Source organism: Oricola indica (genome assembly GCF_019966595.1).
Taxonomy (GTDB): domain Bacteria; phylum Pseudomonadota; class Alphaproteobacteria; order Rhizobiales; family Rhizobiaceae; genus Oricola; species Oricola indica.
On sequence record NZ_JAINFJ010000001.1, the window covers coordinates 1 to 15,236 of the forward strand.

Below are 15,236 nucleotides of genomic sequence, written 5' to 3' on the forward strand. Positions count from 1 at the left end.
ACATCTTCCAGCCTGACGAATGCGACAACTACTTCAGATCGTGCGGATATGACCCAGAATGATCGGAAAACGCTCTAATCAAGCCAAGCACATCAGTAAAGTCTGCAACTTGCTACAAGTTACAGTCGGACGGGTGCTTCAAGGACACGAAAGCGCTGAGGAATTAAGTTTGGACGACCGATCCAAACGCTTGAAAACAAAACTCAGTGAATTGGCTCAAGACAAGTCACGCCCGAACAACGCGCTTTATGCCGAAACGTTGCTTTTACTTCACCGATTTAATGAGGCTGCGCTAAGTGGCGAGCAAGAATTTGATGAGATATGGATAGGACTCTCCAACATTATAGATAGAGCTCGCGGGCTTGGAGAGTATCCTGCAGAGATGTTGGATTCTGTGCTCGAGGTTCTTTCACCATTGGGAGCAGATAGCGAAGCACTTGACGATCTCATTGAGAAACTGGCTGAATTTATGGCCGACCGCAGCAGAGATCTTCAAGCTGGCCGCGCCTATCTCAATCGCGGTTTACGCAAACTCGAAGCTGAAAAACCCGTGGCTGCAATCAAATTTCTCGGGCGAGCTGTTGTCAATTTGATGAAGGACGAGAGCAAGGAAGATCAGCACCGTGCACTCTATTGCTTAGCCGTTGCCTACAAGGAGGCTGGTCTTTTATGGGCTGCCAGGGGTGCAGCTATGGGGGCCGTTGCCCAAATTTGCACGATCGCCGAAACTGACGGGGAGACCCCAGCCGAACTGATACCGACCCTCAATCTCTTTACGATGATTGCTCTCCAGTTGGGGCATGTCACTGATTTCCTAAATGGAATTCAATTTCTGATTGCCGCTCATCAGTCTCTGCCTCTTGATGACGATAGCCGTGAGAGACTTTCGGATAAGCTTCAGGAATTTGATCGGCTCTTCGCTTGTTTTTTGGTTTCGGTCTCTAATGACCAAATTAGTCGGCTAGTATCATTTCCTGATATATTAGATGAGCTCCAGCTTTTCACCGCACGAATGACAATCTTGTATAGGCTTGGTTATCTTGATCTTCTGAAAAATGACGGATCGATCCCTGACCATACAAGTGATGATGAAATCCATGAGATGATGTCAATACTCGCGTCTCAACCAGCTTCCCGTGATCTCCCAAAAAAAGTGGTGCTGCTAGATGACGAACATTATTACCTCGAAACCAGAATCATGGGCATAAATATTCGAGTCTCATCGCCAAGGAACGTGGAGGGCTTTCTTCTTGCCGAGGCTCACGTTTCGTTTGCGGAAGCATTCTACTCCACGCTACTGAATGCCGGTGTATATCCACATCGCGAAAATCTCAATGTTGATATTGTCCAGGGCGCTGACTTGGATAAAGCGCGCATACGCTACAGCGATGTGGCTGGAACTTTAACGGTGACTCTGCCCCATTCTTGGAACCCGAATGAAGTTGACAGTCATTCGGAGCTTAACCAACACCTCGTTAATTTCGGCTGCGAAGTGCTCGTAAAATGTTTTGCGCTGCCTGATCCTCAAGAAATGCTTGAAACGTTGATTGGGATAGAGAGAGGATTGGAGCGTGCTACTTTGTTCTGCCGCACTGGTAATACTCGCAATAGATTCCTCGGCAGTCCCGTCAGTAGGGTCGCCGACTGGACATATTTGATAGAGCGCGAGTATCCGCTCAAGGACGATGCACCGAGCATAACCCCGAAAGGGTCGGCAGATAAAAAGTTTGATACCGAGAAAAACGACTTTTCATTCGGGGAGCTAAACAACCACAGGGATTTAGCCGTCAGCTCAATTATTAATCAGTCGCTTTGGGACAAGGCGGGCTGGCAAGGCATGATGTTCGGGATTAGTTCGCCCGTCATGCCCCCATTCTTGGGACTCGTTTTTGACAATGAGGAAGTGGCCAAAGCGATTTTCACTGAGTGGCAGAAGCGGTTTGGCCGCGACGATAGTAACGACGAGATTCGTATTAGCTTGATCAAAGGAATTGATAAAAAAAATCCGTTTTACTACCGGGGATGTATTAGTCGCGACATGGATTTGACGGCAAAGAGCGATTTCCGACAATTCGTAACAGTTGCTCGAATGACGGTCATGACGGTTCAAGAACATACCAATTTGGATATGTTTTCAAACGTATTTGGCTCAGTAGGTTCTTATTATCTTATCCCTGCCGTGCTTGACAACAAAGGGAAACCTCAGATCTTTCTCGACCATTCGATTTTGAAACATAAACTGCATATACGTCACGCATGGGAAATCGGTTGCAACGATATGGACTCGATGGCTGTCACCCCAAGAGATGATGTTATCATCCCGGAAGGGGAAACGAGCCCCCCTGTACATGAATTAATGGAGTGGCGTAGGAAAATGGAGAAAAAGCAAGTTTCAAACGGGCAGGCTACGCATCGTACAGGATAATAAGCTAGTCCAATATTTAACGAACACCCGAGGCTTGTGACCTATTGACTTACCCGATGAGCATTGCGCTTCGCATGCTCGATAATCTTCTTCTTGGATTTCGTCTTGCGCTTCACGTTCACAGCAGCGGCGCTGATGCTCGTTGAGATGTGCGAAGCGTAGTATTTCTCGATCATCTCCACGCTGGTGCGGCAGTTCTTGGCGATCTGGTAGATGTCCGCGCCTTCCATCAGCCTCAGGCAGATGTAGGTGTGCCGAAGGCTGTAGGCCGTCCGGCGGTTGCCCTCCCGGTCGAATTTCAGCTCCTCCTCCGCCAGCGCGTTGTTCAACATGATGACGTGGTTGCCGGGAAACAGCGGATCCTCAGGCCGGGGCATGTTGCGGCGTAGCAGCCGCTCAAATGGCATCACAGCGCCCGGCGTGCTCTTGCAATAACCCACACCGCGTTTTCCGCGCACCTGAATGACGAGGATGGTCTCGCCCGTTTCCTCATCCTCCACAATCTCAACATCCCGGTACTGCAGCCGGTTGGCTTCGTCCGGGCGCAGGCCCGTATTGGCCATGAAGAGAACGTAGTCATGCAGCTGTTCAGCCTGCCATGACCAACGTTTGCCCTTGTGCTTCTCCACGCGGTTCCGCGTGGCCGTATAGAGCTTCTTGTACTCCTCGGGAGCGAACCAGGCCCGGTGCGAGATCTTCTCGGCGTGTTTGTAGGGCATGGAGAGGTCCGGCAGGTGCGTCAGCCAACCGTGCCGGATGGCGGTTTTGAGCACTTGGCGCAGCACCACGATTTCCTGATGCATGGTGTTCTTGGCTGGCGGCTTGCCGGTCGGCGAAGTCTGGTGCCGCATGATGCGGTATTCCTGCACTTTGCCTGCCGTCACCTCGGACAGCCCCATGTCGCCAAAGAAGGGGAGCAGATACAGCCTCAGACGGCGCTCGTTGCCGTCCACATAGGTGCGGTTGCGCTGGCCGCCGGTAATGACGTCATATTCGTCCAGATAGCGGCGGGCCGCTTCCCGGAACGTTTTCTCATCGCGCAGCGCGCCGCCTTTCTGTTTGGCCCGCAAACGGAAGTACCAGTCCTCGGCAAATTCCTTCGCCAGGGCCAGGCTTTCCTCGCCGGTCGAAACCCGGCGGTGCTTGCCTTGCAGGTAGGTGGAGCATTGCCACTTCCTGGTTTCGGGCCGCCGGTACACCCGCACCTTGCCGCCCATAATCGTGTGTTTTTCCATCGGAGGATTCCTTGTCCTTTACCCATGGAAATTATACCAAACTGTGCACGTGTTGTGCACGCCTGAATCGGCAAAAAATGATTAGAAAAGTAACGTTAAGTTATTGAATTTATGGTGCTCAAGGCGGGATTCGAACCCGCACTGGAAGGATTTTAAGTCCCTTGCGTCTACCAGTTCCGCCAAGGGGGCCCGCGACAAGCGCTAGCCGAGCGCGGCGGGACGATCAAGCGCAAAGGCTGTGGAGGCCGCGAGCACTGGCCGTTCAATCCCGCTTCACAACGCCCGCTCCGCCGCCTAAAACAGCCGCACCACCGGAGCGCGCGCATGCCAACCGAATCGAAAGAAGAAACCGGCCTTTCCATCGTCACCGCCGGCATGGTCGTGATCGGCGACGAGATTCTGTCCGGCCGCATTCGCGAGAAGAATTCCGGGCACCTCGCCGCGGTCATGACCGCCATCGGCATCGACCTGAAGGAAATCCGGATCGTTGGCGACGACGAAGCCGCGATCATCGCGGCGGTCAATGCGCTGCGCGAACGCTTTACCTATGTCTTCACCTCCGGCGGCATCGGCCCGACCCATGACGACATCACCGCCGACGCCATCTCCAAGGCCTTCGGCCTGCCCTGCGATCACGACGCGGCCGCGATGCAACTGCTTGGCGAGTTCTACGCCGGGCGAAACATCGAGTTCACCGACGCGCGCAAGCGCATGGCCCGCATGCCGGAGGGCGCGGGCCATATCGACAATCCGGTCTCTGTCGCGCCCGGCTTCGTTATCGGCAATGTGCATGTCATGGCGGGCGTCCCGGCCGTCTTCCAGGCCATGCTGGACAATGTCGTGCCGACCCTGCGCACCGGCCGCGTTCTGCTCTCGCGCTCCGTCCACTGCCCGTTCGGCGAGGGAACGATCGGCGAACCGCTGGCCCGGATCCAGGACGACTATCCCGACATCGCGATCGGCTCCTATCCGAAACACGATTCAGGCCGTTTCTGGACCGAGATCGTGCTGCGCGGCGGCGACGAGGCGCGCCTCGAGGAAGCCGAAGCTGCAGTCTCGGCGCTGGTTGCGGAATTAAGCGCCTGACCACGTCATCGCGCATGGCGGCGCGCTGCGCCCGTCCGGAAATCACGCTCTCCACAACTTCATGCCCCGCCGCGACCGGCGGCGAACTTGCCGTGCATTCCCAATCCGGCTAAATCCGGTTTCCACATTCCAAACGACACGATCGGACCACCGGCATGTCCCTGCCCGAAAAAGCCTTCCCCGTCTCCTGGGATCAGTTTCACCGCGACGCGCGCGCGCTCGCCTGGCGCATCGCCGGCACCGGCAATGGCTGGAAAGCGATCGTCTGCATCACACGCGGCGGCCTCGTCCCGGCGGCGATCATCGCCCGCGAACTGGGCATCCGCATCATCGAAACGGTCTGCGTCGCCTCTTATCACGACTACACGACGCAGGGTGACATCGAGGTCCTCAAGGAAGTCGACGCCAACCTGCTCGTCAATGACGGCGAAGGCATCCTGATCGTCGACGACCTGACCGACACCGGCAAGACGGCCGGCCTCGTGCGCGCCATGCTTCCCAAGGCGCATTTCGCAACGGTCTACGCCAAGCCGAAAGGCCGTCCGCTGGTCGACACCTTCGTCACCGAGGTTTCGCAGGACACCTGGATCTACTTCCCCTGGGATCTCGGCTTCACCTACCAGGAGCCGATCGCCGAAGGCCACAAGGGCTAGCCAAGGACTGTTGCCAGACGGCAACATTTTTCCCCGAAATCCCCTGACCAACTGCCCAAACGGGCAATTTTGGCTCCCCGCGGGCTGCGAAGCTTACGTATAGTCATCGCAGTGCAGTTTTGGGTCGGGGGACCGCATGCATCGCAGACCGTTTGCCATCCCTTTGATGGCGCTTGCCGCTTGTGCCTTTTCCTGGGCGGGAACGACAGTCGACGCGGTTGCGCTGTCTACCGGTTGCGCCGCATTGCCCGACACGCGCACGGAAACCGCCAGCACCTCGATCGGCGGCCATGTGTTTTCCGTCACCGGTACGTTCGAGACGGGCGAAACGGTTACCTTCACCCAGTCCGGCCATCCGCTTTATTCCTGGCAGATATCCTTCAACAGCTTCGACAGCGGCAGCAACCCGGCCGCGAACGGCTCGATCCTCAACGCCAGTCCCGGCAGCGTCCCCGCAAGCGCCGAATATACGATCGCGCAGGACGGCTATCACGATTTCTACCAGTTTTTTCAGACCTATGATTCATCCGGCGGGTTTCCCGATTCCACAGTAACCGTCACCTGCACCGAGGCGTCCGGGGGCGGGGGTGGTGACGGAAGCGGCGACGGATCCGGAGACGGCACCGGCGATGGAACCGGAGGCGGAACAGGCGGCGGAGATGGTGGCGGGACGAGTTCCGAGGAACGGGCGGCACGCGAGGCTGACGCGATCGCCGACATCCTGCTCTCGAAGGAAAAGACGACCTCCGACCTGTATTCCGGCTTCGATCGCGATGCTGTCGATGAAGTTCTGCCGGATGGTGGACAAGATCGCGGGCCAGGCGGTCTGTCCGTTCCCATCGATGAGCGCGCGCCATCCGTAGGGACCGTGGCGCGTCCCGATGGCCGGACGGAAAAGATCGACCTCGGCATACTGATACCGGACGCCAGAATACGCGCTGCCTCGCTGCTTCAGGAAATCACCAGGATTGACGATCTGCTTGCCGGCGACACGGTTTTATCCATCCGTGCCGAGCTTTGGAACAGGCGCATCGCGCTCATCGAGGAGATGAAGCGCGTCATCGAAGATAGCATGTGGGAGCAAATGATATGGCTTGAATTCCAGCACAAGTACATTCGTGCACGCGCCGAAGCCTTGAAATCCAGGATCGACCGAAACGCATATATCTCCCGCGTGCCCTTCGATGACGTCCCCGAGACAGACCTGAACCCGAATGCTGCACGAGAGAGAGACGAAGCCTATCTGAAGCAGTTGCAGGAACAGGACGAGGCCCTGCAAGACACGATCAGAAACCTGCGGATCGACGAAAACTTCCTGCTCAACAAGCTTCGTAACGCCGCCGGTCAGGCTCCGCAGGTCGATCCGATCAGGGACGAACTGGTGAACGGCCAGGTGCCGCTGACCTATGCCCCCGAGACTGCGCCGACGTCACCAATGGACATTTTCATGGACGGGAGCGATCAGTCCGCCCGGTTCGCCATGCGTTTTAACGGCATCGACTCCTATCGCGCGCTATCCTCCAACCGTCGATTGTCGAGCTGGATCGCGGGCGGTATCACGCTGTTCGACGACGGCTCGGCAATCGGGCGCCAGGGCGCGGAAGGAAGCATTGGCACGGGTATCGCCTATCGCCTCGCGCCTCAAACCGCGATTTCCTCGGTATTCAAGCTGCGGTTCGGCTCCCTCGACACGACCGGCATCGACCGCGAGAACGACTACACCGCGGCCGGCATATCGGTGTCGCTGACACGTCGCATGGGGACTGGCCTGAAGGCGTCCGTTTCCATCTCGCACGATCATGCATGGATTGAAACGCGATCGTCAGGCACAACGGGGCGCTATGACGCGGGAAAGACCGCACTCTCGGCTCGCCTCTCTGGAAGAATCAACGCGTCCGGCGGGATCGTAATCCGCCCCTCCGCCGAACTCGGCTACGCGTGGAGCCAGAGAGCCGGATACACCGACAGCAGCAGTAGCGTAGTCCCTGGCAGCCGAAACGAGACGGCCACAGCTTCCGCCGGCCTGGAAATCGAGCGAACCTTCCTCTCCCTCCAGGGGCCTGTGAGGAGCTGGACGCCGTTTGGCGGTGCAAAGCTGCACCATGATTTCGACAATGCGAGTTCATTGGCAGTGGGCAGCACGGTCGTCGAGGATGCATCGACGCGAGCGACGTTCACCGCGGGAATGCGCGCGATGTTCCGCAACGACATGAGCATCGACAGCCGGATTGTCTTCGGAACCGGTTTCGATGGCGGGATGAATTCGATGTCGCTGAACCTGAAGCTAAGGCAACAGTTCTGAAGTCCCGACACAAAAAAGGGCCCGCAAGCGGGCCCTTTTTTGTTCGACTGGAGTTCGAACGTCAGAGTGTGTTCAGGTTGATCCCGACCGTGATCGCGCCGATCGGCTGACCGGTTTCGTCGGCGACCGTCATCGACACCTGGCTCTGCAGCATCTGCGTCGACTCGTCCTTCTCGGCTTCATCGACGAAGATCGCCGCGGCGTCGCCCGACCCGTAGGTCTTCTGGAATTTTCCTTCGTCGCCCTGCCAGTAATCGGAGGTGACGTCCGACTGGCCCACATTGAGGCCTTTCGAATCCATCACGAAGATTTCGGTGATGACGCCGTTCGAGCCCATCTGCTTCTCGCGCAGATAGTCCGACAGAGAATTGGCGAGCACCGTGTCGATCAGCGTCATGTCGCCGCCATCGACGCCGGCGCGCCATTTCTGGTCGAGCGAGTCGATATCGGCCTGCGCCAGGCCGGAGTTGGCCTCGTTCTGCGCCTTGATCGCAGCGACGACAGCCGCGTCGGACAGCCAGGGCTTGATGTTGGCGTTGGCGTAGTCGGTAACCGCCGGAATGTGTTCGCCGGATGCCATCGAGGCATTGACGGCAAAGGTCATGGCGGTGGCGGCAAGCGCGGCCTTAAGGATCGTGGTCTTCATGCTTACTCCTAACTTTTCGATTGCATGATTTGGATAGATGCTGTGATCAGAAGTCTTCCCAGTCGCCGGGCGCCGCGGCGAGCGCGGTGTTGCCGACAATCGCCGGGGCCGCTGACCGCCTCGGTTTGGCAACCTGCGGGCTGCTCGCCGGTACGGCGCGAGGCGCTGGCGCCACAAGGTTTTCGGCGATCGCGAAGCGGGAAATGATCTTGTTCAGCCGGGCGCCCTGCGCGCGCAGCTCCTGGCAGGCCGCGTTGGTCTCCTCGACCATCGCCGCGTTTTGCTGGGTGGCCTGGTCCATGCTGACGACGGCGGTATTGATCTCGTCGAGACCGGTCGACTGTTCGCGGTAGCCGCCGATAATCGTTTCGATGCGCGTCGTGATCTCGTTGACCTGCCCCTCGATGCCGAGCAGCGATTCCGCGGTCTGGTTGACGAGCTTTACGCCGCTCTCGACTTCCTTGCCGGATTCGCCGATGAGCTTTGATATCTCCTTGGCCGCGTTGGCGGACCGCTGGGCCAGTTCGCGGACTTCGTGAGCGACCACGGCAAAGCCCTGCCCCGCCTCGCCCGCACGCGCCGCCTCGACGCCGGCATTCAGCGCCAGGAGGTTTGTCTGGAAGGCGATTTCGTCGATCACGGAAATGATCTGGCCGATCTGCGAGGACGATTTCTGGATCCGGTCCATGGCGGTGATGGCCTCGCGGACCACGGTCGCGGAGCTGGCGGCGTCCTGCTTCGTCTTGGTGACGAGCGATCCCGCCTCGGCCGCACGGTCGGAGGATTCCTTGACGGTCGACGTCATCTCGTGAAGCGCTGCCGCCGTCTCCTCCAGCGAAGCTGCGGTCTGTTCAGTCCGGCTGGCGAGCGTGTCGGCGGAATTGGCCAGTTCGACCGAGCCTGAATCGACTTCGCGCGAAGCGTTCTTCACATCGGCAAGCGTTGCCGAGACGGAATCGACCATACGGTTGAAATCGGTGACGAGCGTCTCGAAATCCGGGCCGAGATCGTCGAGGTGGCACGTGAAATCGCCATCGGCCAGCTTTGCGAGCGCGGCGGCGACTTCGCCCACGGCGCGCGACTGCGCTTCCGCTGCGGCGACGGTGCGCTTCGAGTTCTCCGCGCGCTCGGCCTCGAAGCCCTGGCGCTGCTCGTCGGCAAGACGGCTCTCCTCTTGCTTGGCGATGAACTCGCCGCGGAACGTTTCCAGCGACCTGGCCACGAAGCCGATCTCGTCGCCCTTGTGCTGGTAAGGCACTTCGGATTCGAAATCGCCCTCCTGCATGCGGCCGATGCTGTGCGACATCGCGTTGAGCGGCGTCGCGATCAGACGGCGCATGATGAGCAAGAGAAGCCCGAACGCGGCGACCACGAGAACGCTCTGGATCGCGAACAGCATGACCGCGTTCCATTCGGCGGTCGCGTAGATCGGCGCGGTGGTCCAGACCGTGACGACCTCGCCGCTTTGTTGGCCGGCAGCGTTCTTCGGCAGAACCACGGTGACGGCAGCGACACCATCTCCGAGATGGTCGCCCGTCCCCTCGCCTTCGGCAGCGGCCTGTTCGGCGAGAGCGGCGATTTCGGCTGCGCTCAGCAGCGCATCGGCGCCGTCACGGGTCCAAGAATCGACGATCTCGTTGTCGCGATTGAAGGCGGCGAATTGCACGAGATTGAGCGAGGGGTCGTCGCGGTAGAGCGCGTAGGAATCCTGCACGACTTCCGCCTTGCCCCATTTGATGCCGCCGGCGGCGAGCGACGCGAACTGTTCGGTATCGCGGGTCCATTTGTCGACAGCGGCCGCCACGGATGTGCGGATTTCCGTTGTCCAGGTATAGCCGGCCAAAGCGGCGATCCCGCACAGGTTCACGACAATCATGAAGATGGCGATTTTCGCGGTCAGCGACATGTTATTGAGTTTGTTGAGCATGAACCTGCAAGCCCTTCGTACCGGCAAGCTCGACGCGAAGCGATATCGCGGAGCGGCCGGACAATACGGTCCGGAAACATGCACACGCCGGATTTGGCGCTCATGCCAAGGGTCGGTTCTACCGTTCGTGCCGGCTTACTAAACAGCACCCAACTTAAGACCATGTAAAAATGGCTGCGGAAAATATCATGTAGTCGCGATTAGATGTTTACCCACCTTTTGCCCAACGGCGAAGGTGCAGTTTCAGAGGCTGTCAATGGCGATCCGGCGAGACCGATCGCGATCGCCGGCAGTCAGGCGCAGAGCGACATGCCGGGTTAGAGAGCGTGAATTCCGACAGTTATGCCGATGCTCTCCACAACAAGGCTTGCCGGCGCCCCGCCATCGGGAACCGATTCGGCCTCGCGCACGCCTCCTCCGTAGCGCATATGCCCGAAATCGCGTCCAACAACGGCACCTGCCGCGCGGCGAGAAAATTTCTTTTTTGAAGCGTGCCCCGGCGATCTCGCGGCTGGGCATGTCGTGAAGTCCGGGGAAACCCCGGTATTTGACTTATCCCCGGCTTCCACACTTCCACACACAACATATTGCGTTAATGCATTTGCGGAATCCTAGCTCTTGACCGGGTCCCCCGAGTCGCTTTTTATGAACGGAGCGTGACAGGAGTCGCGATGCCGGAATGTTGTTTTTCAGCCGGCGATCTCAGGTTTTGTTCAGGTTTTCGGCCTTGCGGGCGGGTGTTTCACATTCACCGCGAGCCAGGGAAATTGCGTGCGTGCAGGGGGTCCGGTCAATCGGTCGAAAGGATGTGCAAAGGGGAAGTTAACGCTATATTTAGTGTTTGCGTCCAACTTTGACACAACATAAGGTGACCCTTCCAGACGGAATCGGGATACCGAAAAAACCGGGTGGCAATCATTAGTAGTCAGTGTTGAGAGCGAATTTCCGAGCGTTTTCGGGAAGTTCGCATCAGCGGAGTGGGACGGGCGGTCACAGGCGGCCCGAAAAGGAATTCGTGTGCCGTGGACACGGCTTTGGCCAAACGGACAGGCACACTATATATAGAGGGACGAAGGTTAAACGAGATGCGCATAGAACGCCGGTTTACCAAAGAAGGTCAGTCACCCTACGCCGAAATCGCCTTCCGCAAGGCGACGAGCGAGATCAAGAACCCGAACGGCTCGATCGTTTTCCGTCTGGAAGACATCGACGTGCCATCGCAGTTCAGCCAGGTGGCGGCCGACATCCTCGCGCAGAAATATTTCCGCAAGGCGGGCGTGCCCGCGCGGCTGAAGAAGATCGAGGAAAATTCCGTTCCTTCGTGGCTGTGGCGCTCCGTGCCCGACGAGGCCGCTCTGGCCGAACTGCCCGAGGACGAGCGCTTCGGCTCCGAGACCGATGCGCGGCAGGTCTTCGACCGCCTCGCCGGCACCTGGACCTATTGGGGCTGGAAAGGCGGCTATTTCGACGGCGAGGAAGACGCCCGCGCCTTCTTCGACGAGCTTTGCTACATGCTCGCCACCCAGCGCGTCGCCCCGAACTCGCCGCAGTGGTTCAACACCGGCCTGCACTGGGCCTACGGCATCGACGGCCCCGGCCAGGGCCATTTCTATGTCGATCCCTTCACCGGCAAGCTGAAAAAGTCCGATTCCGCCTACGAGCATCCGCAGCCGCATGCCTGCTTCATCCAGTCGGTCGGCGACGACCTCGTCAATGACGGCGGCATCATGGATTTGTGGGTGCGTGAGGCGCGCCTGTTCAAATACGGCTCCGGCACCGGCTCCAACTTCTCCGAACTGCGCGGCGAAGGCGAGAAACTCTCCGGCGGCGGCAAGTCGTCGGGCCTGATGTCCTTCCTGAAGATCGGCGACCGCGCCGCCGGCGCCATCAAGTCGGGCGGCACCACGCGCCGCGCGGCCAAGATGGTCGTCGTTGACATCGATCACCCGGACATCGAGCAATATATCGACTGGAAGGTGAACGAAGAGCAGAAGGTCGCCGCCCTCGTCACCGGCTCCAAGACCGTCCGCAAACACATGACCGCCGTCATGAAAGCCTGCGTCAATTGCGAGGCCGACAATGACGACTGCTACGATCCGAAGCTGAACACCGCCCTCAAGCGCGAGATCAAGGCGGCGAAAAAGGCAATGGTTCCAGAGAATTACATCAAGCGTGTGATTCAGTTTGCGAAGCAGGGCTACACCGACATCGAGTTCAAGACCTACGACACGGACTGGGATTCGGAAGCCTATCTGACCGTCTCCGGCCAGAACTCCAACAACTCCATTTCGGTCAAGGACGAGTTCCTGCGCGCGGTCGAATCCGACGGCGAGTGGAACCTGATGAACCGCCGCGACGGCAAGGTCGCCAAGACGGTCAAGGCGAAGGAACTGTGGGAGCGCGTCGGCTACGCCGCATGGGCCTCCGCCGATCCGGGCATCCATTTCAACACGACGATGAACGACTGGCACACCTGCCCCGCCGAGGGCCGGATCCGGGCGTCCAACCCGTGCTCGGAATACATGTTCCTCGACGACACGGCCTGCAACCTGGCCTCGATCAACCTGCTGCAGTACCGCGACGTGGCGACCGGCAAGTTCGACATCGACCGCTACGAGCATACCGTGCGCCTGTGGACCGTCGTGCTGGAAGTGTCCGTCATGATGGCGCAGTTCCCGTCCAGGCGCATCGCGGAACTCTCCTACAAATACCGCACGCTCGGCCTCGGCTACGCCAATATCGGCGGCCTGCTGATGACCTCCGGCATTCCCTACGACTCGGACGAGGGCCGCGCCATCTGTGGTGCGCTGACCGCCGTCATGACCGGCGTCGCCTATGCGACCTCGGCCGAAATGGCCGGCGAGCTTGGCCCCTTCCCCGGCTACAAGCCGAACGCCAGGAACATGCTGCGCGTGATGAAGAACCACCGCCGCGCGGCCTATGGCGAGGCGCAGGGCTATGAGGCGCTGGCCGTCAATCCCGTGCCGCTCAAGGCCGAGGACTGCCCGGACCAGGAGATGATCACGCATGCCAGGGCCGCCTGGGACAAGGCAATCGCGCTTGGCGAGAAGAACGGCTACCGCAACGCCCAGGCCACCGTCATCGCGCCGACCGGCACGATCGGCCTCGTCATGGATTGCGACACGACCGGCATCGAGCCCGACTTCGCGCTGGTGAAGTTCAAGAAGCTCGCCGGCGGCGGCTACTTCAAGATCATCAACCGCGCCGTGCCGGAAGCGCTGCGCACGCTGGGTTATTCCGAGCACGAGATCGCCGAGATCGAGGCTTACGCCGTCGGCCACGGCACGCTCGACCAGGCGCCGGCCATCAACCCCGGTTCGCTGCGGGCCAAGGGCTTCGGCGAAGAGACGATCGACACGATCAACAAGGCGCTGAAATCCGCCTTCGACATCAAGTTCGTCTTCAACCGCTGGACGGTCGGCGACGAGCAGATGGCGAAGTTCGAGGTTCCGGAGGAAAAGCTCTCCGACCCGGCCTTCGACCTGCTGACGCATGTCGGCTTCTCCAAGGCCGACATCGAGGCCGCCAACATCCACATCTGCGGCGCGATGACGCTGGAAGGCGCACCGCACCTGAAGGAAGAGGACTACGCCGTCTTCGACTGCGCCAATCCCTGCGGCAAGATCGGCAAGCGCTACCTCTCGGTCGACAGCCACATCCGCATGATGGCCGCCGCCCAGCCCTTCATCTCGGGCGCGATCTCCAAGACGATCAACATGCCCAACGACGCCACGGTGGACGACTGCAAGCAGGCCTACATGCTGTCCTGGAAGCTGGCGCTGAAAGCCAACGCCCTCTACCGCGACGGTTCCAAGCTCTCGCAGCCGCTCAACGCCTCGCTGATCGAGGACGAGGAGGACGAGGACGATCTGATCGAGGCGATCATCGAGGCCCCGGCCGCCGCCCGCGCGGCGGAAGTGTCCGAGCGCATCGTCGAGCGGATCATCGAGAAGGTGTCGCGCGAACAGGAAAAGCTGCCGACGCGGCGCAAGGGCTACACCCAGAAGGCCAAGATCGGCGGGCACACCGTGTTCCTGCGGACCGGCGAATATGATGACGGCCGTCTCGGCGAGATCTTCCTCGACATGAACAAGGAAGGCTCGACGCTCCGCGCGCTGATCAACAACTTCGCCATCTCGGTGTCGCTCGGCCTGCAATATGGCGTGCCGCTCGAGGAATATGTCGACGCCTTCGTCTTCACCAAGTTCGAGCCGGCCGGCATGGTCCAGGGCAACGACGCCATCAAGTCGGCGACGTCGATCCTCGACTATGTCTTCCGCGAACTGGCGGTCTCCTATCTCGGCCGCCACGACCTCGCCCATGTCGACCAGTCGGAATTCGACTCCACGCCGCTCGGCCGGGGCATTTCCGAAGGCAAGACTCAGCCCGTCTCGACCGGCTGGACACGCGGCCACAAGCTGTCGGTCGTCTCCGGCAAATCCGACGCCCCGGCGGGCTCGGCCGGCGGCACGCCCGCCCGCGCCGCCGCGCCGAAGGCATCGAACGTCAACCGGGTGACCGCCGTGGCGGCCGCCTCGGCCAAGACCTCGCTGGCGACCGCCGCCAAGCCGGTGGGCGAACTCTTCGAGGAAGCCTCCGCCTTCAAGCGGGACTACGCCGACCGCCAGGCCGACTTCCAGACGGAGACCGAAGCGGACGCCGCGGCCGACCAGGCCAAGGCCGAAGCCACCGGCCTCTCGCCGCTCGCGGAAAAGGAAGCCACCATCGACGCGAAGAAGCTGGAAGCGGACCGCCGCATGAAGGCGATGATGCAAGGCTACACCGGCGACATGTGCCCGGAATGCTCGAACTTCACCATGGTGCGGAACGGGACGTGTTTGAAGTGCGATACGTGTGGGAGCACGTCAGGGTGTAGTTGAGGCCCGGAGGGACTCAGCCCCCCCAAGCAAACGTTTACGGCCCGGTCGAAAGATCGGGCCG

7 protein-coding genes and 1 pseudogene are annotated in these 15,236 nt (G+C 59.8%); 5 read left to right on the forward strand and 3 right to left on the reverse strand.

Features of this window, described 5'->3' with window-relative positions; translation table 11 throughout:
• The first annotated feature begins 58 nt into the window (after positions 1–58).
• Positions 59–2,425: a hypothetical protein gene (locus tag LC343_RS00005; RefSeq protein WP_223475033.1), complete on the forward strand. Its 2,367-nt coding sequence runs from the start codon at positions 59–61 to the stop codon at positions 2,423–2,425.
• 41 nt (positions 2,426–2,466) lie between these two features.
• On the opposite strand, the gene LC343_RS00010 is transcribed toward LC343_RS00005, so the two are convergent.
• Positions 2,467–3,660 carry a tyrosine-type recombinase/integrase gene (locus LC343_RS00010; RefSeq protein ID WP_223475034.1) on the reverse strand — a complete coding sequence of 398 codons (1,194 nt, stop codon included), beginning with the start codon at positions 3,658–3,660 and terminating at the stop codon, positions 2,467–2,469.
• Between the two features lie 324 nt (positions 3,661–3,984).
• On the opposite strand from LC343_RS00010, the gene LC343_RS00015 reads away from it, so the two are divergent.
• From LC343_RS00015 to LC343_RS00025, 3 genes are all read left to right on the forward strand, one after another.
• Positions 3,985–4,746 carry a competence/damage-inducible protein A gene (locus tag LC343_RS00015; protein WP_223475035.1) on the forward strand — a complete coding sequence of 254 codons (762 nt, stop codon included), beginning with the start codon at positions 3,985–3,987 and terminating at the stop codon, positions 4,744–4,746.
• 155 nt (positions 4,747–4,901) lie between these two features.
• The gene (gpt, locus tag LC343_RS00020) at positions 4,902–5,399 is read left to right on the forward strand and encodes a xanthine phosphoribosyltransferase (RefSeq protein WP_223475036.1); all 498 of its coding nucleotides are present in this window, start codon (positions 4,902–4,904) and stop codon (positions 5,397–5,399) included.
• Positions 5,400–5,535: 136 nt separating this feature from the next.
• A complete protein-coding gene (locus tag LC343_RS00025) occupies positions 5,536–7,701 on the forward strand; it encodes an autotransporter outer membrane beta-barrel domain-containing protein (RefSeq protein ID WP_223475037.1) in 2,166 nt (721 codons plus the stop codon).
• 61 nt (positions 7,702–7,762) lie between these two features.
• Here the strand turns inward: LC343_RS00025 and LC343_RS00030 are convergent, their stop codons facing one another.
• Together LC343_RS00030 and LC343_RS00035 are read right to left on the reverse strand one after the other, a co-directional pair.
• Positions 7,763–8,347 (reverse strand): cache domain-containing protein, encoded by a 585-nt coding sequence (locus tag LC343_RS00030; RefSeq protein WP_223475038.1) that lies wholly within the window; start codon positions 8,345–8,347, stop codon positions 7,763–7,765.
• 46 nt (positions 8,348–8,393) lie between these two features.
• Entirely contained in the window at positions 8,394–10,274 is a 1,881-nt protein-coding gene (locus LC343_RS00035) for a methyl-accepting chemotaxis protein (RefSeq protein WP_223475039.1), read from the reverse strand.
• Positions 10,275–11,323: 1,049 nt separating this feature from the next.
• Here LC343_RS00035 and LC343_RS00040 point away from each other — a divergent pair.
• A pseudogene (locus LC343_RS00040) lies at positions 11,324–15,175 on the forward strand (vitamin B12-dependent ribonucleotide reductase); the annotation flags it as partial.
• Positions 15,176–15,236 lie beyond the last annotated feature (61 nt).

What these genes read in the sequence shown, in the direction of transcription:
- LC343_RS00005 (WP_223475033.1), top strand. Translation starts at nt 59, where the DNA reads ATGATCGGAAAACGCTCTAATCAAGCCAAGCACATCAGTAAAGTCTGC.
- LC343_RS00010 (WP_223475034.1), bottom strand. Translation starts at nt 3,660, where the DNA reads ATGGAAAAACACACGATTATGGGCGGCAAGGTGCGGGTGTACCGGCGG.
- LC343_RS00015 (WP_223475035.1), top strand. Translation starts at nt 3,985, where the DNA reads ATGCCAACCGAATCGAAAGAAGAAACCGGCCTTTCCATCGTCACCGCC.
- gpt (WP_223475036.1), top strand. Translation starts at nt 4,902, where the DNA reads ATGTCCCTGCCCGAAAAAGCCTTCCCCGTCTCCTGGGATCAGTTTCAC.
- LC343_RS00025 (WP_223475037.1), top strand. Translation starts at nt 5,536, where the DNA reads ATGCATCGCAGACCGTTTGCCATCCCTTTGATGGCGCTTGCCGCTTGT.
- LC343_RS00030 (WP_223475038.1), bottom strand. Translation starts at nt 8,347, where the DNA reads ATGAAGACCACGATCCTTAAGGCCGCGCTTGCCGCCACCGCCATGACC.
- LC343_RS00035 (WP_223475039.1), bottom strand. Translation starts at nt 10,274, where the DNA reads ATGCTCAACAAACTCAATAACATGTCGCTGACCGCGAAAATCGCCATC.